Source organism: Xanthomonas arboricola (genome assembly GCF_003353015.1).
Lineage (GTDB): Bacteria > Pseudomonadota > Gammaproteobacteria > Xanthomonadales > Xanthomonadaceae > Xanthomonas > Xanthomonas arboricola_E.
In genome coordinates this window covers 433276-456750 of sequence record NZ_QREM01000001.1, presented here as the reverse complement: position 1 = coordinate 456750, position 23475 = coordinate 433276, and the positions used below count along the sequence as shown (strand labels likewise).

The 23475-nt window shown below is 68.3% G+C and carries 15 protein-coding genes; 4 read left to right on the top strand and 11 right to left on the bottom strand.

Annotated features, from left to right (window positions below):
- Positions 1-25 precede the first annotated feature (25 nt).
- The gene (locus C0541_RS02065; RefSeq protein ID WP_115045668.1) at positions 26-337 is read right to left on the bottom strand and encodes a hypothetical protein; all 312 of its coding nucleotides are present in this window, start codon (positions 335-337) and stop codon (positions 26-28) included.
- Positions 338-643: 306 nt separating this feature from the next.
- Between C0541_RS02065 and C0541_RS02060 the strand changes: the two genes are divergently transcribed.
- Entirely contained in the window at positions 644-1213 is a 570-nt protein-coding gene (locus tag C0541_RS02060; RefSeq protein WP_115045461.1) for a lipocalin family protein, read from the top strand.
- A gap of 7 nt (positions 1214-1220) precedes the next feature.
- On the opposite strand, the gene C0541_RS02055 is transcribed toward C0541_RS02060, so the two are convergent.
- Complete coding sequence (locus C0541_RS02055) at positions 1221-2186, bottom strand: helix-turn-helix transcriptional regulator (protein ID WP_024940221.1); 966 nt, start codon at positions 2184-2186, stop codon at positions 1221-1223.
- Between the two features lie 293 nt (positions 2187-2479).
- On the opposite strand from C0541_RS02055, the gene C0541_RS02050 reads away from it, so the two are divergent.
- On the top strand, positions 2480-3280 hold the full coding sequence (locus C0541_RS02050; protein ID WP_115045460.1) for a DUF481 domain-containing protein: 801 nt from the start codon (positions 2480-2482) through the stop codon (positions 3278-3280).
- A gap of 788 nt (positions 3281-4068) precedes the next feature.
- Here the strand turns inward: C0541_RS02050 and hemC are convergent.
- The 8 genes from hemC to C0541_RS01995 all read right to left on the bottom strand — a co-directional run bounded on the left by hemC (position 4069) and on the right by C0541_RS01995 (position 15743).
- Positions 4069-4983 carry a hydroxymethylbilane synthase gene (hemC, locus tag C0541_RS02045; protein ID WP_115045459.1) on the bottom strand — a complete coding sequence of 305 codons (915 nt, stop codon included), beginning with the start codon at positions 4981-4983 and terminating at the stop codon, positions 4069-4071.
- A gap of 108 nt (positions 4984-5091) precedes the next feature.
- The gene (locus tag C0541_RS02040) at positions 5092-5823 is read right to left on the bottom strand and encodes a LytR/AlgR family response regulator transcription factor (RefSeq protein WP_161959837.1); all 732 of its coding nucleotides are present in this window, start codon (positions 5821-5823) and stop codon (positions 5092-5094) included.
- 31 nt (positions 5824-5854) lie between these two features.
- Positions 5855-6907 carry a sensor histidine kinase gene (locus C0541_RS02035; protein ID WP_115045457.1) on the bottom strand — a complete coding sequence of 351 codons (1053 nt, stop codon included), beginning with the start codon at positions 6905-6907 and terminating at the stop codon, positions 5855-5857.
- Between the two features lie 4 nt (positions 6908-6911).
- Positions 6912-7580 (bottom strand): alpha/beta hydrolase, encoded by a 669-nt coding sequence (locus C0541_RS02030; RefSeq protein ID WP_115045456.1) that lies wholly within the window; start codon positions 7578-7580, stop codon positions 6912-6914.
- 185 nt (positions 7581-7765) lie between these two features.
- Complete coding sequence (gene mdoH, locus C0541_RS02025) at positions 7766-9703, bottom strand: glucans biosynthesis glucosyltransferase MdoH (protein WP_115045455.1); 1938 nt, start codon at positions 9701-9703, stop codon at positions 7766-7768.
- A gap of 1406 nt (positions 9704-11109) precedes the next feature.
- Positions 11110-12744, bottom strand: a complete 1635-nt coding sequence (locus C0541_RS02010) for a M28 family metallopeptidase (protein WP_429001327.1) — start codon at positions 12742-12744, stop codon at positions 11110-11112.
- Between the two features lie 301 nt (positions 12745-13045).
- Positions 13046-14026 (bottom strand): GGDEF domain-containing protein, encoded by a 981-nt coding sequence (locus C0541_RS02000; protein ID WP_161959836.1) that lies wholly within the window; start codon positions 14024-14026, stop codon positions 13046-13048.
- 229 nt (positions 14027-14255) lie between these two features.
- Entirely contained in the window at positions 14256-15743 is a 1488-nt protein-coding gene (locus tag C0541_RS01995; protein ID WP_115045451.1) for a SulP family inorganic anion transporter, read from the bottom strand.
- Between the two features lie 210 nt (positions 15744-15953).
- Between C0541_RS01995 and C0541_RS01990 the strand changes: the two genes are divergently transcribed.
- Together C0541_RS01990 and C0541_RS01985 are read left to right on the top strand one after the other, a co-directional pair.
- Complete coding sequence (locus tag C0541_RS01990; RefSeq protein WP_115045450.1) at positions 15954-17444, top strand: glycoside hydrolase family 5 protein; 1491 nt, start codon at positions 15954-15956, stop codon at positions 17442-17444.
- A 271-nt stretch (positions 17445-17715) separates the two neighbouring features.
- Positions 17716-19848 (top strand): methyl-accepting chemotaxis protein, encoded by a 2133-nt coding sequence (locus C0541_RS01985; RefSeq protein ID WP_193725845.1) that lies wholly within the window; start codon positions 17716-17718, stop codon positions 19846-19848.
- A gap of 597 nt (positions 19849-20445) precedes the next feature.
- Here the strand turns inward: C0541_RS01985 and C0541_RS01975 are convergent.
- A complete protein-coding gene (locus C0541_RS01975; RefSeq protein ID WP_161959835.1) occupies positions 20446-23109 on the bottom strand; it encodes a PAS domain S-box protein in 2664 nt (887 codons plus the stop codon).
- Positions 23110-23475 lie beyond the last annotated feature (366 nt).

Sequence of the window (23475 nt, the reverse complement as noted above, 5' to 3'; positions counted from 1 at the left end):
TCCGCCCGCCCGACCCTGCCGAAGGTCAGGCCGCGCGCGCCGGTGTCGCCGCACGCGAAGCGCTGCGTCGGCGTTGCGCCTGCGGCCCGCGCCGACGTGGCGCGCCGCGTCGCGCACCGGGCCGCGCCAGGGTCGGCAACGCGAACCGGTGCAGGCTCCACCAGGCCAGCATCGGCATGCCGACCAGCCACAGCGGCAGCCAGCCGATCCATTGGCTGTGGCCGCGCGCGGCCGGCCACACCAGCACCAGCGCCAGGCCGGCCAGGGCGATCTGCCGGACCGGGCGCAGCACGCGCGGGTCGGGACGTTCGGAACGACGGGAAGGACGAATCGACATGGCGGCACTCCGTGGCAGGATGGATCGGAACAGGCCGGCAGGATTGCCCGCGCCCATCTCACCGGCTGCGACCTGGCGGCCAAGCCAGCAAAAGCTGCGGCGCCAAGACGGCACGGCAACAGCGGCGCTCCCCCGGTCACGCGACCAGCACCGCCAGCCGCCGAGGGCGCGCGCTTCCGCACCCAAGACCCAGGCCCCCGGTTGCCCGGTCTGAAACAGTCCGGTACGCCAGACCCGACCGTTGACGCGAACTTGCCCCCTGCATGCGGTAGTGTGCTGCTCCAACTGCCCCTTTGTGATGTTGCGATGCGCCTGACCGTTACGATCGCCCTCGCTTTTCTGTTCGTCCTCGGCCTGCCCGTGGCATCTGCCAAGGACGCGCCTGCCAGCGAGCCGGCGGTCGATCTGTCCAAGATCATGGGCACCTGGTATGTGATCGCACGCATGCCCAATCCGGTCGAGCGCGGCCATGTCACCAGCCGCGACGAGTACACCCTGGTCGAAGACGGCAAGGTGGCGGTGCGCTATCTGTACCGCGACGGCTTCGGCGAGCCGGAGAAAGAGGTCAACGCGCGCGCCTCGGTGGACGCCGAGAGCGGCAACCGCGACTGGCGGGTGTGGTTCTACAAGATCATTCCTGCCAAGCAACGCATCCTGGAGATCGCACCGGACGGTTCGTGGATGCTGATTTCCTACCCCGGCCGCGACCTGGCCTGGATCTTCGCGCGCAAGCCGGACATGAGCCGCGACCAGTACCGCAAGCTGGTCGACAAGATGCGCGACGACTATTCCATCTACACCGACAAGCTCAAGCGCGTGCCGCAGTTGCGCGAGCAGGTGGACCGCCTGGGCTTTGAAGTGCCCAACAAGCGCTGACGCACGCTCAGTCGTAATTGCTCAACGCCAGCGACAGCAGCGCCTTGGCCTGCTCGCGCAGCGAGACCGGCTCGACGATCTCCGCATCCGAGCCGTAATGCAGCACGTCCATCAGCAGCTCGCGCGAGTTGCTGTACGGCACCTTGAGCTCGTACCGGCCGTCGGCCAGAAAGCGGCCCTGCTGCTTGGAGTGCCAATGCTCGTCGGCGACCCAGCGCGCGGCCTTGGCACTGAACACGATGGTGGCCCAGCCCTTGGGCGCGCCGGAAAAGATGCCGTAGCTGGCCGCCAGCTGCTCGTCCAGCTCGCTGTCGGGCACATCGCGCGGCACGCTCTCGAGCAGCCGCGCGTGGTTGATCCGGTCCACCGCAAAGCTGCGCACGCCGTCGCGGCCGTGGTCCCAGGCGTCCAGGTACCAGTTGTCGCGGTAGTGGGTAATGCGCTGCGGAGACACCGTGCGCTTGGTCGATTCGTCGGTGGAACGGGCGCGGTAGTCGAAGCTCAGCTGCTTGCGCTCCAGCACGCCGGAGGCCACGGTGCGGAAGCTGGCTTCGTCCAGCTTGCGGCCGCGGTGCGGAATCACCCGCACCCGGTCCACCGGCCATTGCGACACCCCGGCCTGTGCGGCCAGCAGTCCTTCGATGCGCTGCTGCAACGGCGCCAGCATCGAGGACAGCACTCCGCCGCCGGTACGCGCGAGCAGTTGCTGCGAGGCCAGCAGCGCGTGCAGCTCTTCCGAACTCAGCCACAGGCCGGGCAGTTCGAAGCGGTCGCTCTCGCCGGAGAGATAGCGGAACCCGGATTCGCCGTCGCCTTCGACCGGCGCCATCAGCGCATCGCGCAGAAATGCCAGATCGCGGTACACGGTTGCGCGGGAACAGCTCAGCTCATCCTGCAGCCGCGCCACCGTGACCGGGTAGCGTGCCGACTTGAGCAAGCGATGCAGGGAATTGATGCGTTCGTAGCGGTCCATGCGTCGATTATGTCCGAGTCTTTGCGTGGCAGGGTGAGCGTCACCGTACACCGGCAATGATGCCTGGACCGGCGCCACCGCGACCGGGCAGCTCCGGCCCGGCCGCTGGCCCGCGACGCACGTGGGCCGTGCCTGCCTGCGGTGCGTGACCGCGCCGGTCGCCGCTGTTGCGCAGCCGCCATCCGAACCCCTTCTGAAGCGCAGCATTCACTTGCCCATGACGCAGCCGCTCAGTCCGTTATCATGAAATCGCTTCCATCTTCTTTGCCCCTGACCTCCAAAGCGAGCTGCCCATGTCCCGCCGTGCCCCGTTGTCTGCCCTGCTGCCGCTGTTGTTGATCACGCCCACCGTCTGGGCCCAGGCAGTCGCACCGGCCCCGGTGGACCCGGCTGCCGCCGTGATGCCCTCGCCGTGGGGCGGGAGCAGCGGCGAGCTCGGCTATGCCGCCGCCCATGGCAACAGCACCACCGACAGCCTCAATGGCCGGGTTCGCTTGCGCTACACCGACGGCGACTGGATCCACAGCCTGGATGCCACCGCGCTGCGTTCCAGCTCCGAATACACCAATACCAACGACGACGGCAGCACCTCGCGCGAGCGCCAGACCACGGCCGAGCGCTATACCGGCAGCGTCGGCAGCGCACTGCAGTTGGGCGAGCATCGCCAGCTCACCGCCACCGGCCGTTACGAACACGACGACTTTGCCACCTACGACCGCCTGGCCACCTTCGGTATCGGTTACGGCACGCGCCTGATCGACGCCGAGCGTTTCTACCTGGATGCGCAGATCGGCCCGGGTGTCCGGCGTGCGCACAACAGCGACGAGGACCGCAACGAGACCGGCCTGATCGGGCGCGGGCTGTTCGACCTCAAGTACACCGTCACCGACAACACCGACCTGATCAACACGCTGCTGGTGGAATCGGGCGAGTACAACACCTACGCGCAGAACGATTTCGGCGTGCAGGTCAGCATGAACTCGCACTTCGCGCTGAAGGCCGCCTGGCAAATGCGCCACAACAGCGAGGTCAGCGACGGCGACAAGAAGACCGACACCCTGACCACGGTCAACCTGGTCTACACCTTCAAGTAAGCAACCGCGCTCGGTAGGAGCGGACCTGGCCGCGAGGGGCTTTCCCGGGAACGCCCCATCGCGGCCAGGGCCGCTCCTACGAAGAGCGGTGTCTTTGGCGGATTGGGCCTATGCGGCGCGGCGGTCCATCGCCTACCCCGAACACGCAACCGCAATCTGTAGGAGCGGACCTNCCCCATCGCGGCCAGGGCCGCTCCTACGAAGGGCGGCGTCTTTGGCGGATTGGGCCTATGCGCGCGGCGGTCCATTGCCCCTCCCCCCCCGAACACGCAACCGCGCTCTGTAGGAGCGGACCTGGCCGCGACGGGCTTTCCCGGTAGCGCCCCATCGCGGCCAAGGCCGCTCCTACAAAGAGCGGTGTCTTTGGCGGATTGGGCCTATGCGGCGCGGCGGTCCATCGCCTACCCCGAACACGCAACCGCAATCTGTAGGAGCGGACNGATAACGCCCCATCGCGGCCAGGGCCGCTCCTACGAAGGGCGGCGTCTTTGGCGGATTGGGCCTATGCGCGCGGCGGTCCATTGCCCCTCCCCCCCGAACACGCAACCGCACTCTGTAGGAGCGGCCCTGGCCGCGACGGGCTTTCCCGGTAACGCCCCATCGCGGCCTAGGCCGCTCCTACGAGGAGCTGGGCTGCACTTGCCGCTGCGGCGATGCCGGGCGCGTTACGGGCGACGCAGTGGCGCGTTANTAACGCCCCATCGCGGCCTAGGCCGCTCCTACGAGGAGCTGGGCTGCACTTGCCGCTGCGGCGATGCCGGGCGCGTTACGGGCGACGCAGTGGCGCGTTACAGCTCGGCCAGCAGCTGCGCGGCGCCCTTGTCGAACAGGCCTTGCGCGACCAGGCGGCCGAGTGCCTCGGTGTCGTCGGCGCTGCCGTGCGCCTCGGCGTGGATCAGGCGCCCATCGCTGGCGCTGCCGACCATGCCCTGCAGGAACAGGCCCTGCCCTTCCCAACGCGCGAACGCCGCCACCGGCACATGGCAGCTGCCGTGCAGCGCGCGATTCATCGCCCGCTCCGCTTCGACGCAGGCGCGCGTGCGGCCAGCATCCAGCACCGCCAGCAGGCCGTGGATGCGCGCATCGTCGCCACGGCATTCCACCGCCACCGCGCCCTGAGCCGGCGCCGGCAGCCAATCGGGCACATCCAGGCGCGCGGTGATGCGCGCATCCAGGCCCAGCCGCTGCAGGCCGGCGCAGGCCAGCACGATGGCGTCGTAGCCACCATTGTCGAGTTTGGCCAGGCGGGTGTTGACGTTGCCGCGCAGGTCGATCAATTCCAGATCCGGGCGCGCGGCGCGCAGCTGCGCCTGGCGACGCAACGAAGAGGTGCCCACGCGTGCGCCCAGCGGCAGCGCCTGCAGGCTGGCGTAGAGGTTGGAGACCAGCGCATCGGCGGCATCGCCGCGCTCCATGATTGCCGGCAGCACGAACGGGTCGTCCAGTTCCATCGGCACGTCCTTGAGCGAATGCACCGCGCAATCGGCCTCGCCGCGCAGCATCGCCAGCTCCAGCTCCTTCAGGAACAGGCCCTTGCCGCCGATCGCGGCCAGCGAGCGGTCCAGCACCTCGTCGCCGCGGGTGCTCATCGGCACCAGCGCGACCTCCAGCCCGGGGTGGTGCTGGCGTAGCGCAGCGGCGACGTGTTCGCTCTGCCAGAGGGCAAGCGGGCTCTTACGGGTAGCGATGCGGAGCGTGGTCATCAGGCCATTATCACGGAGCCGGCGCGTAACGCCTACCGGAGCGCGTGCCCGCGCCCGCCGCACCCCGCGTCGTCGCCGACCAACCCGCCGCACCCGGCATGCCGCGCGCTAGCGCAACTGCTCGCGCAGGCTGGCTACGCAACGGCGGCTCACTTCCAGGGGGTGCGGCACGTTGCGCAGCACCGCATGCACCTGGCCATCGCCGCTGCGGCGCAGTTCCACCAGCTCGGCGCGCGCGACCAGGCAGTTGCGGTGGATGCGCACCAGGCGGTCGGCAAACTCGTCTTCCAGCGATTTGAGCGACTCTTCGATCAGGTCCTCGCCACGGCTGTGGTGGACGATGACGTATTTTTCCTCGGCCTGCAGGTAGCGGATGTCGTCGATGGCGATCAGCCGCAGGCTGCCGCGCAGGCGTGCGCACAGGTGGGTGCGCAGCGGCGGCGGCGCGGCACCGGGCGCGCGCCCGGCCAGGAAGGTGACCACCTTTTCCAGCGCGGCGGCCAGGCGTTCGGGGCGCACCGGTTTCATCAGGTAGTCCAGCGCGGCGGCATCGAAGGCCGACAGCGCATGCTGGTCGTAGGCGGTGCAGAACACCACCGCCGGCTGCGGCTGGCTCTGGCGCAGCAGGCGCGCGGTTTCCAGGCCGTCGATGCCGGGCATGGCGATGTCCAGCAGCACCAGATCCGGATGCAGGTGGTGGCACTGCTGCAGCACCTGCTGGCCGTTTTCGGCCTCGCCGATCACCTCGACCTGCGGATGTTCGCCCAGCAGCATGCGCAGGCGCTCGCGCGCCAGTGGCTCGTCATCGGCGATCAGCACCCGCACTTGCGTGGCCGTCATGGACATCCCCCTCGCTGCAGCGACTCCCCCGTCACGGCAGCGGCAATGTGATCTCACAGGCATAGTAGCCGTCGGCCCAGCTGGCCGCCATCCGTGCCCCGGCACCGAACTGGAATGCCAACCGGTGCGAGATGCTGGCCTGGGCATGCCCGGCCCCGGCCACCAGCGGCAGCTGGGTGCCAGGCTGCGGGGCGGGATTGACGATGCGGATCTGCAACTGGTTGCCGCGCTGACGCAGCGACAGGTACAGCGTGCCGCCCTCGGGCATGCGCGAAATGCCATGCAGCACCGCGTTTTCCACCAGCGGCTGCAGCACCAGGCGCGGCATCGGCAGGTCCCACGGCAACGGCTCCTGCCGGTGCCAGCGCACCTGCAGGCGCTCGCCCAGGCGCAGCGATTCGATCGCCAGATAGCGCTCGGCCAGTTCGCATTCGGCGCGCAAGCTGGACACGCCTTCGCCGGCGCCGAGCGCGGCGCGGAACAGATCCGACAGATCCAGCACCGCCTGCTCGGCCACCACCGGATCACGGCGCAACAGGCTGGCGATGAGATTCATGCTGTTGAACAGGAAATGCGGACGGATGCGCGCCTGCAAGGCATCGGCCTGGGCGCGCGCATTGGCCTGCACCTGCGCTTCCCAGCGGTCGCTGACGTAGAAGTAGCGCAGCGCCAACGCGGTGATCAGCACCACCGTCGCCGCACTGCCCAGGGTGAAACGCCAGAAGCCGACCAGCGGCCCGAGCGGGGCCTGGTCGAGCGCCGCATACAGGGCGTGCACGATGCCGGCGCCGAGCATGGCCACCACCGCGGCGAGCAACAGCGCGGCCAGCCCGCCCACGCGTGGCGGTAGCCGCGACAACGCCGGCCGCAGCACGCACAGCAGCACGCTGACCGCCAGCGCCAGCCACAGCGCCAGGCCACTGGCCGAGACGACCTGCGACACGGTGATATCGCGCGCCGCGCCGGCGTTGGGGACCAGGGTCACCACCAGCACCACCAGTTCGGCCAGGCCCAGCATGGCGCCCAACCGTGGCAGCCGGCACAGGTCCGGCATCCAGGCGAGCTGGGGCGCGTGCTGGGCCATGGCCTCAGGCGGCGGTGAAGCGCGCCTGCATCCAGTTGCGCAAGGCCTCGATCTCTTCCAGGCAGACCTGGTGGCCCATCGGGTAGGTGTGCCAGTCCAGGTCGAACCCGAGCGTGCGCAAAGTCTGCATGCTGGCCTGGCCGGCGCCGAACGGCACCACCGGATCGGCCGTGCCGTGGGCCATGAACACCGGTTGGCGGGAGGCAGCCGGCTGCAGCTGGCTGGCGGCTGCCGCCGGATCGGGCAGATAGGTGGACAGGGCAATCAAGCCGGCCAGCGGCACGCTGCGCTGCAGGCCGACCGCCAGGGTCACCGCGCCGCCCTGCGAGAACCCGGCCAGCAGGATCCGCTCGGGCGCGATGCCGCGGCCCTGCTCATGGGCGATCAGCGCCTCGACCTGGGCCACCGATTCGGCGATGCCGGCCTGGTCGGCACGCGTGGCGAAATCCATGCCGACGATGTCGTACCAGCCGCGCATGCGCACGCCGTTGTTGATGGTGATCGGGCGGATCGGCGCATGCGGGAACACGAAGCGCAGCGCCGGCCATTGCGGCCGCACCAGTTCCGGCACCATCGGGGCGAAGTCGCTGCCATCGGCGCCCAGGCCGTGCAGCCACAGCACGGTCCATTGCGGGTTCGGTCCGGTCTCGCGTTCGATCACTTCCAGCATCATCCAGCTCCGCTTGCGGGCTGGGCATTATGCCTTGCGCCATCGGCCGGGCCGCTCACGGACCGGCGGGCTACAGGTGCCGACCAGTCCATGCGCCCGGCTCCGTACGCCCGGCGCGAGCGCAGCGCCTGGGGCGACAGGCGCAGGGATCCTGCTGCGCCGCTACCCGCCATGCGCCTGGCAGGCGCTTAGATCAGCGACGGCTCCAGCGCGGCGGCGCGGCGCAGCTCGGCCGCTCGCACCAGCACCTTGGGCGGATCGAGCTCTTCGGGGATGCAGAAGATGCCGGCGCGGCGCAGGCCCAGGCCGGTGCGGCGCAACGAGGTCAACGCCACCACCGGGATCGATACCGCCATGCCCACGATCACCGGCGCCATCCAGGCCGCCAGCGACGGCGACACCGTATAGGCCACCGCGCCCATGAACAGGCCGAACACGGTCAATCCGCCGTAGCTGCGCAACAGCGCCGGCCACGACAGCTTGCCGTCGTCGCGCACCTGCGCATCCCAGCCCGAATCCTTGCCGGCCAGCACTTCGAACACGCCGCGCGACTGCAGGTACATCACCACCGGCGCCATCAGGGCTGCCAGCACGGTTTCCAGCAGGATGCTCAGCAGCGCACGGATCGCGCCACCGCAGGCGCGCAGTTCGCGCGGGTTGAGCAGCAGGGCGATATAGCCGAGCAACTTGGGCGCCAGCAGCACGAACATGGTGCAGACGAAGATCCAGATCGCATTGCCCTGGCTGTTGCCATGCCAGTAGCGGGCGGGCGAGAACGGCAGGTTGCCGGAAAGGTCGATGCCGCCGCCGGCCAGCGGAATGCCGATGCCGATCAGCATCAGCAGGCCCCACATCGGCGCGGTGAAGTAATGCCCGATGCCGATCAGCATGTGCATGCGGCTGATCCAGTGCAGGCCCTTGGCACCGACCACCTTGGCGTGCTGCAGGTTGCCCTGGCACCAGCGGCGGTCGCGGATCAGCAGGTCGGTCAGCGTGGGCGGGCCTTCCTCGTAGCTGCCCTGCAGGTAGGGCACCATGTGCATGGCCCAGCCGCCGCGCCGCATCAGCGCCGCTTCGACGAAATCGTGGCTGAGCACGTGGCCGCCGAACGGCTTGCGCCCGCGCAGCGACGGCAGGCCGGCGTGATCGGCAAAGGCCTGGGTGCGGATGATGGCGTTGTGGCCCCAGTAATTGCTCTCGGCACCGTGCCACCAGGCCACGCCGAAGGCGATGATCGGCCCGTACACGCGCCCGCCGAACTGCTGCATGCGGGCAAACAGGGTCTGCCCGTTGACCACCGCCGGCAGGGTCTGGATCAGGCCCACGTCCGGGTTGTTTTCCATGCCGGCGACCAGCCGCACGATGGTGTCGCCGGTCATCACGCTGTCGGCGTCCAGGATCAGCATCTGCGGATAGTTGCCGCCGAAACGGCGCACCCAGTCGGCGACATTGCCGGCCTTGCGCGCGGCATTGTCGGCGCGGCGGCGGTAGAAGATGCGCCCGTGCCCGTCGACGCGATCGCACAGCTCGTTGTAGACCAGTTCCTCGGCAGCGCCGATGTGGTCGCGGGTGGTGTCGCTGAGCACGAAGAAGTCGAACTGCTCCAGCTGGCCGGTCTCGGCCACCGATTCGTAGATGGCCTGCAGGCCGGCCAGCAGCCGGCGCGGATCTTCGTTATAGGTGGGCATCAACAGCGCGGTGCGGGTGTGCAGGGCCGGCAGCGGAGCCTCCGGATCGATGCCCAGCTTGCGCCCGGCGCGCGCGACCACGGTGACGAAGCCGGCCACCGCGCTGGCAAAGGACATCGCGATCCAGGCGAACAGCAGCACGAACAGGCCAAGCAGGCAGCCCTCCAGCACGCTGACGCCATCCGGCCACAGCACGCTGAGCATCACCCACACCGCTACCGCGGTGGTGGCGAAGGTGCCGCCGATGAGATAGAAGCGCCGCAGGCCGATGCCGGTCGGCGCGGTGCGCTGATGCGGCACCTGCAGACGGCCTTCGCGCAAGGATTGTTCGGGCATGTCCAACGGCGCTTCCGGCGGCAGCGTGGGCTGACCGGCGTCGAGGTCGGAGACGGGGGGAAGATCGGTTGGTGCAGGGGGAAGAGTCACAGTACCGTCCATCAAGGCTGCCCGCCGCACGATCGCGGCAGTGTGGGCTGCAGCGGGAGATCCCTCCCCGCTACGCGTGGCGACGTCGCCGCATGCACCGCGGTGCGGGCGAGCCCGTCAGTGCGGGACCACGTCGCAGAATTGGCAGCTCTCAGACTCCGATGCACAAGCTCTCCTGGCTGCGACGATGACATCGCGGCTCATCTTAAAGAATCGACCGTTAAAGGAAACGAAGGCCACGCCGCAGTCTTCGCCCACCCGACGAGGACCGCGCGGCAGACTACGCCGCAGCGACCGAACGCTACCCCAACAGATTGCAGTCTGGCACGCGTGCTGTCACGGGCGCCAAACCACGCTGTCGTGTCAGACAAATGCAATTGATGTGCCAGGAGAGACGCAATCGGTTGTAGCGACAGCCTGCCGGCGCTGGCGATCGCGGCCATGTCGCTGACCGGATTGCGACGGCAGGCGCGCGCCATGGGGTCTCGAAATCAGCGCTCTAGGCCCGCGCCGACCTTGTTCTGGCCACGGGCGGTGCGTTCCGCACTCACTGATCGCTTCACGATAACCAGGCTTTTCGGGTCGGTGCCACGCTTTGAGGCAGTCAGAAGCTCAGCTCAAACGCCTGGCGAGTCGAGGGCGCGGTGCCCTCACCGCTCGCGGGACACGCCGTGAACCCATCCCGGGGGCTCGGTGGCGGCATCCATGCCGCCACACGGTCCCGCAANGTCGAGGGCGCGGTGCCCTCACCGCTCGCGGGACACGCCGTGAACCCATCCCGGGGGCTCGGTGGCGGCATCCATGCCGCCACACGGTCCCGCAAACGGCAAGGGCACCGCACCAGGCACTTGGTCGGCTGTTTTCTTGAAAGCGTGTTGCCCGGCGTGCGGTGCGCAGACGAGACGTTTGCAGGTTGCGTGTTGGAGGCCTGTCTGCCGCTCGGCTTGCGCGAGGAACCGATCGGACGCAACGTGATTCGAACAAGGCACGCCATGCCCTGCTTGCACCACGCACACCGCCATCTCGACGGGTCCTTGCCCGCCCACCGTCGCGGGACCTTACGCGGCATGGATGCCGCGTAAGAGCCTACATGGACGTACTTGCGGCGTGTCCCGCGATGGTGGGCGGGCAAGGGCCCTGCAGCCAACCCGCGAACCGCCGATCTGGCGCCCTCGCAGCACGCCGGTGCGCTGGAATTGGCTTGAGAGCCGGGCCTCTCATCAACCGCCCTGCAACGACGCATGCGTGGCACCGAGCCTGCCAGGACAACCGCGATCTCACGGCCTTGAAGCAGCCGACAAGACCTGGCGAGCACCGGGCACGTGGCCTGAGCCGGAGGCGGCATGCACACGGGGCACATGCCGCATCGGGCACCAGCAACGCCGCTGACGGAAGCGCCGTCGCCGTGTCAGCCGGTCCTACTTGCGCGCCGCCTCGCTGGCGTCGCGGGTGGCGCGGAACTCCGAATCGTTGCTCCAGTTCGGCCACTGGCGCGAATCGACCAGCTGCTGGCCCAGCGCGTACAGCACGCCCAGATCGCGCGCCGCACCGGCGAAGGTCCAGTCCGGCTTCCACTCATCGCCCTGCTGGTGATAGCGCTTGGCGGTGTAGTCGTCGGAGGCGGCCTTGCCCGCGGCCACGCCGCCCACTTCCCAATCCTGCCCGGCCGCATACGACAGCGCCGGCACGCCACGCTTGGCGAAGGAAAAATGATCCGAGCGGAAGAAGTACCCCGCCTGCGGCTTGGGATCGGGCGTGTAGCGCAGCTTCCACTGGCCGGCGACGGTCTTGAGCTGATCGAGCAACTGGAGTTTTGCGGTGCCGTAGATGCCGAAGTCGCGCGACGGCACGAACGGGTTCATGCCGTCCATGTTGATCACCGCCACCGTGGTGTCCAGCGGGTACAGCGGCTTGGAGGCGTAGAACTCAGAGCCCAGCAGGCCCTTTTCTTCGGCGGTGACGGCCAGGAACACCACCGAGCGCTGTGGCTTGGGGCCGGCGGCAAAGCCGCGTGCCAGTTCCAGCAGCGCGGCCGTGCCGCTGGCGTTGTCCAGCGCGCCGTTGAAGATGGTGTCGCCGCGTGCGTCCGGCTTGCCCACGCCGATGTGGTCCCAATGCGCGCTGTAGATCAGCGTTTCATCCGGATGCGTGCTGCCGTCCAGCCGCGCCACCACGTTGTGCGAGGTGATCACGTCGGATTTGACCTGGTAGCTGGCGCTCAGCCCCTGGCCCTTGAGTTCCACCGGCTTGAAGCCGCGCGTCTGCGCCTGCTTCTTCAAGGCATCGAAATCCAGCCCGGCCTGCTTGAACAGGTCGGCGGCCAGGTCGCGCTGGATCCAGCCTTCCAGGGTGGGATGCGCGGCGCGCGGGTTGTCGCGCACCACATCGAACATGGTGTTGGTGTTGGAGCTGGCCACGGTGTCCCAGCCGTAGGAGGCCGGTGCGGTTTCGTGCACCGCCAGCACGCCGAGCGCGCCCTGGCGCGCGCCTTCTTCGTACTTGTAGGTCCAGCGGCCGTAGTAGGTCATGCCGGCGCCGTCGAAGGCGCCCTTGCCGGTTTCGAAATCCGGGTCGTTGATCAGCACCACCGCGATCTTGCCCTTCAGGTCCACGCCCTTGAAGTCGTCCCAGTCGCGCTCCGGCGCCTTGACGCCGTAGCCGACGAACACCAGCGGTGCGTTGGCGATGTCGACCTTGGACGCGCCGTCCAGCGCAGCGCGGATGGCGATCTGCTTGCCCTGGGTCAGCGCCTGCGGCTTGCCGGCGTGCTGCAGGGCGATGGTCGGCGTGCCGACGATATCGGCGCGGCGCAGCGGCACCGCCTGGGTCCAGGCGCGCTTGCCGTCGGTCAGATCGCCGCCCGGCTGCAGACCTGCAGCAGCGAACTGCTTGCTCAGGTAGGCGATGGTCTTTTCTTCGCCGGCAGTGGCCGGGCCGCGGCCTTCGTAGGCATCGGAGGCCAGCTCCTTGACGTCGCGCGAGATGCGCGCGCCATCGAAGCTCGGCGTCGCGGCCATCAGTGCGGTCGAGACCGCCATCGCCAGCATTCCCATTGCAACGCGTTTGGTAACAACTCGCTTCACTGCAGCACCCAGGTAGTGTCCGAACAGCCCTGGAGTGTAGCCACTGCGGCGTGCGATCGGGTGTGCACGGCGGCGCGCGACGCCAGCCGGCGCGCGGGCGCGACATGCATCGGCAGCAACGCAGCGTTGAGCGACATGGCCAGGAGGCGATGCGCGCAGCACGCGGCGCGCCGCCTGCGCCGTGCACGCGCGTCATGGCGCCCGACGGCGTCCCGCTGCATGCCGCGGCGGCCAACACTGCAGCGCTGCCGCCAGCGAACGCCGATGCGTCTCAGAACAGGTCGACGCTGCCGACCTGCTGGGCAACCTGGCGCATCTGCCCGCTGGCCACCAGTTCGGCGTAGACCTCGGTGCGATTGCGGCCGTGCTGCTTTGCCCAGTACAGCGCCTTGTCGGCCTCGTCGAGCAGCTGGCTGATCAACTGGCCGTCGGTCAGCTCGACGATGCCGGTGCTGAGCGTGACCTTGCCGACCTGCGGAAACGCATGTTCGGCCACCGCCACGCGGAAGCGCTCGAACAGCGCCACCGCAGTGTCGCGATCCACTCCGCGCAACACGATCACGAACTCTTCGCCACCGAAGCGGAACAGCAGATCATCCTGACGGAAGCAACGCTGCATCAACTGGGCCACCAGCAACAGCACCTCGTCGCCATACAGGTGGCCGAAGCTGTCGTTGACGCGCTTGAAGTGATCGATGTCCACGATCCCCAGCCACACGCCCGCGCTGGCCGCAGCATCGGCGCCGCCGGCAAACAGGCGCAGGATCACATCGTCGAAGGTCTTGCGATTGCGCAGGCCGGTCAACGCATCGCGCTGGGCATCGTCGAGCAGGCTGCGGTAATTCTGGAAGAAGCGTGCGAAGCCCTGCAGCATCACCTGCTCGGCGGCGCCGGGCGTGCGCGTGCCGCCCACCCGCAGGCAGGTGCGGATCCCGCGCGCTTCCATCATCGGATACACCAGCAGCGCACGGCCGTCCTGCTGCACCTGCACCACATCGCCCGGCCCGTGCAGGTCGGCCAGTTGCGTGCGCAGGTGCGCGTCGTGGATGTCGGCCACCGTCAGCGACAGCCGGCCATCCTCGCGCAGCCGCGTCTCGGCCATGGTGCGTCCATCCGCGGCGATGCGCAGCAACGACAGCTCCTCGGACGCGCAGACCTCGCGCATGGTGCGCAACAGGCTCAGATCGAGCAGATCGGCGTCGCGGATGGCGGTCAGGTCCACCATGCGTTCCAGCAACGGTGCCGTGGTCATTGGCGCACCATCCCGTGGGCAGACGCAGGCCCGCAGCGCCGGTCACGGCACGCGGGCACACCTCTCGGGCTGGAACGCACTGGCATCACGACGGGTTACCGGCAATCTCGATGCCGGTTCATCGGCGCTGCGCGCGCGAACTTGAGTCCGCCCGCCGGCCGGCGCCACGCACGGCCAGCCGGCGTACACGGATGTGCAGGCACGCAACAGGCCTGCGTCCCTGCGGCGCTTAGGGCAGCGCGGACTCCAGCGCATCGTCGCCCAGCGCGTGTGCCTGCATCAGCCGCCGGCTGCCGGCATTCAGGCCTTTGACCTGGACCTCCAGCCCATGGTGGCGCAGCCGCTGCACCACCTTGTCCAGCGCCGCCACCGCGGTGATGTCCCAGAAATGCGCGCGGCTGACATCGATCACCACCGCGCGGCCGGGCACCTGGCGCGCGTCGAAGGCGTCGATGAACACGTCGGCCGAGGCGAAGAACACCTGCCCGCGCACCTGGTAGATGCGCACGCCATCGTCGCCGTCGCCATGCGTGATCTGCAGCAGCCCGGCCACCTTGAAGGTGAAGAACACACCGCTCAGCACCACGCCCACCGCCACGCCGGCGGCCAGGTTGCGGGTGAGCAGGGTCACCGCCACGGTGGCCAGCATCACCACGCTGGAGGTGCGTGGATGGGTGACCACGGTGCGCAGCGAACGCCAGTCGAAGGTCTCGGCCGAGACCATCACCATGATCGCCACCAAGGCGATCACCGGTACCTGCGAGACCCACGGCTTGAGCAGCACCATCAGGATCAGCAGGAACACCCCGGCGAACAGGGTCGAAAGACGGCCACGCCCGCCGTACTTCACGTTGCCCACGGTCTGCCCGATCATGCCGCAGCCGGCGATGCCGCCGAACAGGCTGGCAGCGGTGTTGGCCAGGCCCAGCCCGGTGCACTCGCGGTTCTTGTTGCTCGGGGTGTCGGTGAGTTCGTCGACCACGCGTGCGGTCATCAGCGATTCGAGCAGCCCCACCATCGCGATGGCCAGCGCCGGCAAGGCGATGATGCGCAAGGTCTCCAGCGTCAACGGCACCGCCGGCCACTGCAGGAAAGGCAGCGCGTCGGGCAGCTTGCCCAGGTCGGCCACCGTTTCCAGCGGCAGGTGCAGGGCCGAGCCCAGCAGCGTCAGCACCAGGATGCACAGCAGCGGCGAAGGAATCGCCGACACGCCCGGCAGCGGCAGCCGCGGCAGGCCGTAGATGATGAGCAGGCCCAACGCCAGCATGCCCCAGGTGGCCAGGTTGGCATGCTGCAGGTGTGGCAGCTGCGCGGCGAAGATCAGCACCGCCAGCGCATTGACGAAGCCGGTACGCACCGAGCTGCTGACAAAACGCATCAGCACGCCCAGCCGCAACAGGCCGAACAGGATCTGCACCGCACCGGCCAGCAGCCCGGCTGCCAGCAGATAGGGCAACCCATGTGCGGCCACCAGCGGTGCGGCCACCAGGGCCACCGACCCGGCCGCGGCGGAAATCATCGCCGGGCGGCCGCCGCAGAACGCGATGACGATCCCGATCACGAACGACGCGAACAGCCCCACCTGCGGATCGACGCCGGCCACGAACGCAAAGGCGATCACTTCGGGAATCAGCGCAAAGGTGGCGACCGCACCGGCCATCAGTTCGCGCGCGGGCGAGGCGCGCCATTGCGCCAGTTCGGCACGCAGGAAAGACATTGCAAGACACTCCGGGGACAGAAAGGACAGCCTGCGGACAGGCCACAGCGGCGATAGTGTGCGCGAAAGCGAACCGGCCCGCAGCCAGCGCGTGATCGAGACGGCAAAGCGCCTTTCTGTGGCCCGGATCACGCCAAACAACGCAGCTGAAGACCAAGATGCCCCCCTCACCGGGTTCGGGCGTCGAGCCGGGTACGCTAGGAGACCACCATGTCCATTTTCAGGACCGCAAGCACGCTCGCACTGGCCACGGCGCTGGCCCTCGCCGCCACACCGGCCTTCAGCTACTCCATCAGCAACAACAAGATCGTCGACGACAGCGGCAAGGCGGTCCAGCTCAAGGGCGTCAACGTGTTCGGCTTCGAGACCGGCAACCACGTCATGCACGGTCTGTGGGCACGCAACTGGAAGGACATGATCAACCAGATGCAGGGCCTGGGCTTCAATGCCGTGCGTCTGCCGTTCTGCCCGGCCACCCTGCGCAGCAGCACGATGCCGACCAGCATCAACTACAGCCTCAATGCCGACCTGCAGGGCCTGAGCTCGCTGCAGATCCTGGACAAGGTGATCAACGAGTTCAACGCGCGCGGCATGTACGTGCTGCTGGATCACCACACCCCGGACTGCGCTGCCATCTCCGAGCTCTGGTACACCGGCTCGTATTCCGAAGCGCAGTGGCTGGACGATCTGCGCTTTGTGGCCAACCGCTACAAGAACGTGCCGTCCGTGCTTGGCCTGGATCTGAAGAACGAGCCGCACGGTGCCGCGACCTGGGGCACCGGCAACGCCGCCACCGACTGGAACAAGGCCGCCGAGCGCGGCTCGGCCGCGGTGCTGGCGGTGGCGCCGAAGTGGATCATCGCGGTGGAAGGCATCACCGACAATCCGGTCTGCTCGACCAACGGCGGCATCTTCTGGGGCGGCAACCTGCAGCCGCTGGCCTGCACCCCGCTGAACATCCCGGCCAACCGGCTGCTGCTGGCGCCGCATGTGTATGGGCCGGACGTGTTCGTGCAGTCGTACTTCAACGACAGCAATTTCCCCAACAACATGCCGGCGATCTGGGACCGTCACTTCGGCCAGTTCGCCGGCACGCATGCGTTGCTGCTGGGCGAATTCGGCGGCAAGTACGGCGAAGGCGATGCCCGCGACAAGGTCTGGCAGGATGCGCTGGTGAAGTACCTGCGCAGCAAGGGCATCAACGAGGGATTCTATTGGTCGTGGAATCCCAACAGCGGCGACACCGGCGGCATCCTGCGCGATGACTGGACCACGGTGCGGCAGGACAAGATGACGTTGCTGCGCACCCTGTGGGGCAGCGTCGGCACCACCACGCCGACGCCGACGCCGACGCCGACCCCCACACCGACTCCCACACCGACTCCCACACCGACACCGACACCGACACCGACTCCGACACCCACGCCGACACCGACACCGACGCCCAGCGGCAGCTTCAGCACCAAGGTGAGCGTGGACAGCCAGTGGAACGGCGGCTACTGCAATCGCGTGCGGGTCACCAACACCGGCACCGCCAGCGGCACCTGGTCGATCTCGCTGCCGGTCACCGGCACCGTCAACAATGCCTGGAACGTCACCTGGTCGCAGAGCGGCAGCACGCTCAAGGCCAGCGGCGTGGACTTCAATCGCACCCTGGCGGCTGGTGCGACGGCCGAATTCGGCTTCTGCGCGGCAGGCTGATGCACTGCGGCGGGCACGCAATGCGTGTCCGCCATTGCATTGATGGATCAATGCCCATGACCTCGTAGGAGCGCACCCGGGCGCGACCGGGCGTTACCGATAACCCCGCGTCGCGCCCGGGTGCGCGCCTACATTGCGATGGCGCGTTGCTGCGTTGCCCAAGCGGACGCTGCCGCAATTAATGTTCAACCCGCTTGTGAATCAGCCGCTATCCATGACATGGCGCCTTGCGCGCGTTCTGGATGTCGTTGCCATGCCTGTTGTGTCCCTGTTGCGTCGTCACGTCGCCAATCTCCCGCTCACCCGCAAGTTCGTCCTGTTGTGCAGCCTGTTGACGGTGGGCGTGATCCTGCTGGCAGTGGCCGCAGCTCGCTTGCAGTATCTGGACCTGATCGAGGCGCGCAAGCTCAGCGTCAAGACCGAGGTCGAGATGGGCCTGACCGTGATGCAGCACTACGCCGACAAGGTCAACGCCGGCGAGTTGACTGTCGAACAGGCCAAGACAGCGGCGAGTAAGACGCTTGCCGACATGCGTACCAACGACGGCGTGGATTACTTCTTCATCGTCGACCCGCAGATGCGCATCCTGATGCATCCCAAGCGCGCCGTCGGCACCGACATGAGCGACTACAAGAGCGATGCCGGGCAGTACGTGTATCGCGACATCAAGACCGCGATCGAGCACGGCGACGGCTTCAGCTACTACAACGCGCCCAAGCCGGGCAAGCAGGAACAGCTGCCCAAGATCAGCTATGCCAAGACCTTCCCGGCCTGGAACTGGGTGTTGGTGATGGGCGTGTACGCCGAAGACATCCAGGTGCAGGCCTGGGGCTTCACCCGCACCCTGACCTTGATCGGCGGCGCGCTGGTGGCGATGGTGATCGGCCTGTGCTGGTTGATCGCCTCGGCGATGGCGGCGCCGCTGCGCGCCGCATCGCGCACCGCAGAGGCGATTGCCTCGGGCCGCTTCGACAACGCCATCCGGGTCGAGTCGCGCGACGAAACCGGCCAGCTGATGCACAGCATGCAGCAGATGCAGACCCAGTTGCAGCGCTTCAACGGCGAGATGCAGACCATGATCCGGCTGCAGCAGGGCGAGAACATCGCGCACCGCATCCCGGAGGATTTCCCCGGCGATTACGGCACCCTGGCGCACGGCGTGAACACGGTGGTGTTCGAGCATCTGGATGCCATCAACGAGGCGATGGACCTGATGGGCGAGTATGGCCGTGGCGATCTGCGCCGCGACATGCGCCGCCTGCCCGGCCAGCGCGCGGCGCTGCATGAGGCGCTGGATACGGTGAAGGGCAACCTGTCGGCGATCAACAGCGACATCGCCCGCCTGGCCGATGCGGCCGCGCGCGGCGACTTCTCCGCACGCGGCGAGCAGGCGCGCTACCAGTTCGCGTTCGCCGAGATGGTGCAGGCCTTGAACCGGCTGATGCAGCAGGCCGATGCAGGCCTGGACGATGTCGGACGCATCATGGCCGCGATTGCCGATGGCGACCTGTCGCAGCGGGTGCAATCGCATTACGAGGGCGCATTCGGCCGCCTGGCCAATGCGGCCAACCGCACCGCGATCCAGCTGACCACCATCGTGCAGGGCATCCAGCACTCGGCCGAGATGATCAACACCGCCGCCGGCGAGATCGCCAGCGGCAATGCCGACCTGTCCACGCGTACCGAGCATCAGGCCGCGAACCTGGAAGAAACCGCCGCGTCGATGGAAGAACTCACCTCCACCGTGCGCCAGAACGCCGACAACGCGCGCCAGGCCAATCAGCTGGTCAAGGGCACCGGCGAGGTGGCCGAAAGCGGTGGACGCGTGGTGCAGGAAGTGGTCACCACCATGCAGGCGATCACCCAATCGTCGGCGCGCATCTCCGACATCATCGGGGTGATCGACGGCATCGCGTTCCAGACCAATATCCTGGCCTTGAACGCCGCGGTGGAAGCGGCACGCGCTGGCGAACAGGGCCGCGGATTTGCGGTGGTGGCCACCGAAGTGCGCGCGCTGGCGCAGCGCTCGGCCGGCGCCGCCAAGGAAATCAAGCAGCTGATTTCCGATTCGGTGGAAAAGGTGACGCAGGGCTCGGACCTGGTGCAACAGGCCGGCAGCACGATGACCGAGGTGGTCAGCTCGGTGCAGCGGGTGACCGACATCATGGCCGAGATCACCGCCGCCAGCACCGAGCAAAGCGCCGGCATCGAGCAGGTCAGCACCACGGTGATGCAGCTGGATGAAATGACCCAGCAGAACGCGGCGCTGGTGGAAGAAGCCACTGCCGCGGCACGCAGCATGGAAGATCAGGCGGCGGATCTGACGCGTGCCGTGGCGGTGTTCCGCCTGGTGCCGCAGCAGGCGGCGCTGCCGCAACGGCGCCCGGTCGTGCAGGCGGCTTGACGATGAGGTGATCGCCCGCGTCCCTGCGCGGCGGGAAGAGACGGCAGGCACGCCGCGGGTGCGCCTGCCTGGGAGCAGCGGGTCGGGGGTGCGGTGATCGGACACCGCACGCCCTGTCCTGCCCGTCCCCATGCCCACCGACCCTCGTGACTGGTCCTTGCCTGCCCGCCGTCGCAGGACCTTAGGCGGCATGGATGCCGCGTAAGCGCTTACAGGGACGTACTTGCAGCGTGTCCCCCGATGGTGGGCGGGCAAGGGACCTGCAGCCAGGCCGCAGATCAGCCGCCTTGCAAGCGACGCTTCCATACGGTTATCGCCTCTAAACACGACAGGGATCTAGAGCTTCAACGCCGCGGACAGTGACCATCGATCGATGCGATTGCATCGCCAGCGCCACATCGATCCGTGCAACGCGCACTTCTGGCTGACGCGACTTTATGGGCAGGGCATGCCCTCATCCGCCCTTCGGGCACCTTCTCCCAGAGGGAGAAGGGAGTGTTCGTGGTTGATGCAGCTTTGCGAGTCGGCCTTGTCCTCATCCGCCCTGCGGGCACCTTCTCCCGGGGGGGAGAAGGGAGTGCTGCGGGACGCATTGCGTCAGCGCGAGGCGTCGCGTCCGGTGGGGGCGCTGCCGTTGCCGCAACGGGCGCGTTTGGCCGCGTACATCGCTTCGTCTGCCGCATGCATCAGGCTGGCAGCGTCGGCGTGGTCGCCGTGTTGCCAGGCGACGCCGATGCTGGGGTGGATCGGAAGCTGCTGCTCCCCGAACACGGCGCCCGCTGCGGCCGCGGCACGAATCCGTTCTGCCACTGCGGCGCATTCGGCCTGCGGATCCTGCAGGTCGTCCAGCAGCACCACGAATTCGTCGCCGGCCAGGCGTGCCACCAGATAGCGGCCGCCCGCGGCTTGCTGCAGGCAGCGGCCAAAGGCGACCAGCACCGCGTCGCCGGCGCGGTGGCCGTGCACGTCGTTGATGCGTTTGAAGCCGTCCAGGTCCAGGAACATCACTGCGACCGCGCACTGCTGCCGTTGCGCGCGGCTCACCGCAGTCTGCAGCGCTTCGGACCAGGCGTGGCGATTCGGCAGGCCGGTCAGGGCATCGCGGGTGGCGCGCTCGTGCATCAGCCGGTGCAGGGTCTTGTGTGCGGTGACATCGTGCGCCATCAGGAAGAATCCCTGCGCCTGCGTCGCGCTGCCCTGCATTTCCGGCACCAGGGTGATTTCCACATCGCGCGGTGTCGCACCGCCACGCAGGACGTGTTCGAAGCTGGCCCGTTGCCCGGTGCGCACCTGCGCCAGCGCAGCGCGCGCGTCCGCACCGAGGTCCTCGCCCAGCACATCGGTGATCGTGCAGCCGACCAGGCTGGCCGGCTCCACGCCGAGCCAGTCGCGATGCGCCTGGTTGGCGAACAGGCAGCGCTGCGCGGCGTCGTAATGGCCTACCAGGGTGGGCGTGGCATCGCTGATTGCACGCAGCCGCGCTTCGCTTTCGGCCAGGCGTTCGGCGGCGACATGGCGTTCGGTGACGTCCTGGATCTGCGAGACGAAATGCACCGGCGCGCCGCTGCTGTCGCGCACCAGCGACACCGACAGTTGCGCCCAGATCAGCGCGCCCTGCTGGCTGATGTAGCGCTTGGCCAGGCTGTAGTTGTCGCGTTTGCCGTCGATCAGCTCTTCCACCAGGCGCAGGTCCACATCCAGGTCGTCCGGATGCGTGATGGTCTGGAAGGTGGTGCGCAACAACTGCTCGCGCGGATATCCCAGGATGCTGCACAGCGACGGGTTGACGTCGCGCCAGGCGCCGTCCAGCGAGACGATCGCCATGCCCTGCGGGGCGGTTTCGAACGCGCCCCTGAAGTGTTCCGCCGCCAGCTGCGCGGCGGCCTGCGCCTGCAGCTCGGCGGTGACGTCGATGGCCATGGCCAGGTAGCCGGACAGCCCCTGCTGGGCGTCGTGGATGATGTTGAAGCACAGCCGCACGCGCCGCAGTCCGCCGTCCTTGCGCACCAGCGTCCAGATTTCTTCCTCGAGCCGATCGCCTGCGGCAGCGGCGGCCAGCTTCAGGTACGACGGCGGCGACAACGCCAGCGTGGCCATGTGCCGCTCCAGCTCGGCCGGCAGATGGAACTGCGCCGGGCAACGGCCCAGTACCTCGTCGGCCGCGTAGCCCAGCAGGCGCTCGGCACCGGGATTGAACAAGTCGATGCGGCCGTGCGGATCGAACGCGATGATCGCCACATCCTGCGAGGCATCCACCAGCGACTGCAGGCGGGCGCGCTCGCCCGCCAGCGCAGCCGAGGCATCGCGCAGCTGGGTGATGTCATGCATCACGCACACCGCGCCCAGCGCGGCGCCCTGGTCGCTGACCACCGGGTCTGCATTGCACAGCACGCTGCGTGCAGGCTGCCCGGTGGCACGGATCACCATCTCGGCATTGCGCACGTGCTCGCCGGCCCAGGCGCGTACCAGCGGTATGGCCTCGGTGGGCAGCAGCGTACTGCCGTCGGCACTGTAGAGATCGAAGTGCTGGGCCCATTGCGCCGGCGGCAACAGGCGCGGATCGGTGCCGTGCCATTGCCGGGCCGCGTGGTTGAATTCATGCAGCAGGCCGTCGCTGTCGCAGGACACCACGCCGTCGGGCATGGCTTCCAGCAGGCGGCTCAGGGTCTGCCGCTGGGCTTGCGCGGCCAGCCGGTCGCGGCGTGCCTCCAGTTGACTGGCGGCCTGGCGCGCCAGACGGATCAGACCTTGCTTCTGGTCTTCGTCGAGCAGGCGCGATCGGGTGCTGAGCGTGCACAGGGTGCCGTAGGCATAGCCTTCGCGGCCGACCAACGGCACGCCCACGTATGAGCGAACCCCGGGCGCGGCGGTGACCAGCGGGTTGCGCGCGAAACGTGGATCGGCCTCGGCGTCGGGCACTTCCAGCAGCTCGGTTCCCATCACCGTGTAGGAACAGAACGAGGCGCTGCGCGGGGTACCTTCCAGATCGGTGCCGCAACGCGCCTTGAACCACTGGCGGTCGGCGTCCAGCAGCGACACCAGCGCCATCGGTGCACCGGTGATGTGTGCGGCCAGCCAGGCGATATCGTCGAATTCGGCCTCCGGTTCGGTATCCAGCACCCCCAGACGACGCACCGCCTCCACGCGCAAGGCGTCGTCGGCGGGAATGGGCACGGGCGGCAACAGGACGGTCATGAGGTGATCGGCGGGTAGCGTCTGGGCAAGGTAGGTCGCCCCAGGTAACGGCGAGGCGATGATCAACTTGAGCCGGTGCGGCCGGGCCTGCTTGCTGGAGGGTCAGCCTGCGGCCGCGGTGTCCGCCGGCCGATCCGCTGGCAGTGGGAGGCGACCTGCCGGACGTGCCGCGCCAGCGCAATCGTTCGCTCCCGCCGGCGCCACGCCCGCAGGACGCCGTCCCCCTGCATCCGCCTTGCGGTCAGGCCGGGGGCTGGACGGTTCACGCACGCGGTGCGGCGCCAGGCGCGTGGTGCCGTTGCCGCGCCCGGCCGCTGCCGGATCCGGCGTCCCGCCACGCGCGCTTCTTCCGGCAGCCGCACATGACGCCCCCCTGCCGGACAGCATTTGCGACGCCGCCAGCCAGCCACTACCCTCGGCCGATTGTCTCGC

Coding starts and splice junctions, on each gene's coding strand:
- C0541_RS02065 (WP_115045668.1), bottom strand. CDS start 337: ATGTCGATTCGTCCTTCCCGTCGTTCCGAACGTCCCGACCCGCGCGTG.
- C0541_RS01990 (WP_115045450.1), top strand. CDS start 15,954: ATGTCCATTTTCAGGACCGCAAGCACGCTCGCACTGGCCACGGCGCTG.
- hemC (WP_115045459.1), bottom strand. CDS start 4,983: ATGACCACGCTCCGCATCGCTACCCGTAAGAGCCCGCTTGCCCTCTGG.
- C0541_RS02060 (WP_115045461.1), top strand. CDS start 644: ATGCGCCTGACCGTTACGATCGCCCTCGCTTTTCTGTTCGTCCTCGGC.
- C0541_RS02055 (WP_024940221.1), bottom strand. CDS start 2,186: ATGGACCGCTACGAACGCATCAATTCCCTGCATCGCTTGCTCAAGTCG.
- C0541_RS02040 (WP_161959837.1), bottom strand. CDS start 5,823: ATGACGGCCACGCAAGTGCGGGTGCTGATCGCCGATGACGAGCCACTG.
- C0541_RS02035 (WP_115045457.1), bottom strand. CDS start 6,907: ATGGCCCAGCACGCGCCCCAGCTCGCCTGGATGCCGGACCTGTGCCGG.
- mdoH (WP_115045455.1), bottom strand. CDS start 9,703: ATGGACGGTACTGTGACTCTTCCCCCTGCACCAACCGATCTTCCCCCC.
- C0541_RS02010 (WP_429001327.1), bottom strand. CDS start 12,744: ATGGGAATGCTGGCGATGGCGGTCTCGACCGCACTGATGGCCGCGACG.
- C0541_RS02050 (WP_115045460.1), top strand. CDS start 2,480: ATGTCCCGCCGTGCCCCGTTGTCTGCCCTGCTGCCGCTGTTGTTGATC.
- C0541_RS02030 (WP_115045456.1), bottom strand. CDS start 7,580: ATGATGCTGGAAGTGATCGAACGCGAGACCGGACCGAACCCGCAATGG.
- C0541_RS01995 (WP_115045451.1), bottom strand. CDS start 15,743: ATGTCTTTCCTGCGTGCCGAACTGGCGCAATGGCGCGCCTCGCCCGCG.
- C0541_RS02000 (WP_161959836.1), bottom strand. CDS start 14,026: ATGACCACGGCACCGTTGCTGGAACGCATGGTGGACCTGACCGCCATC.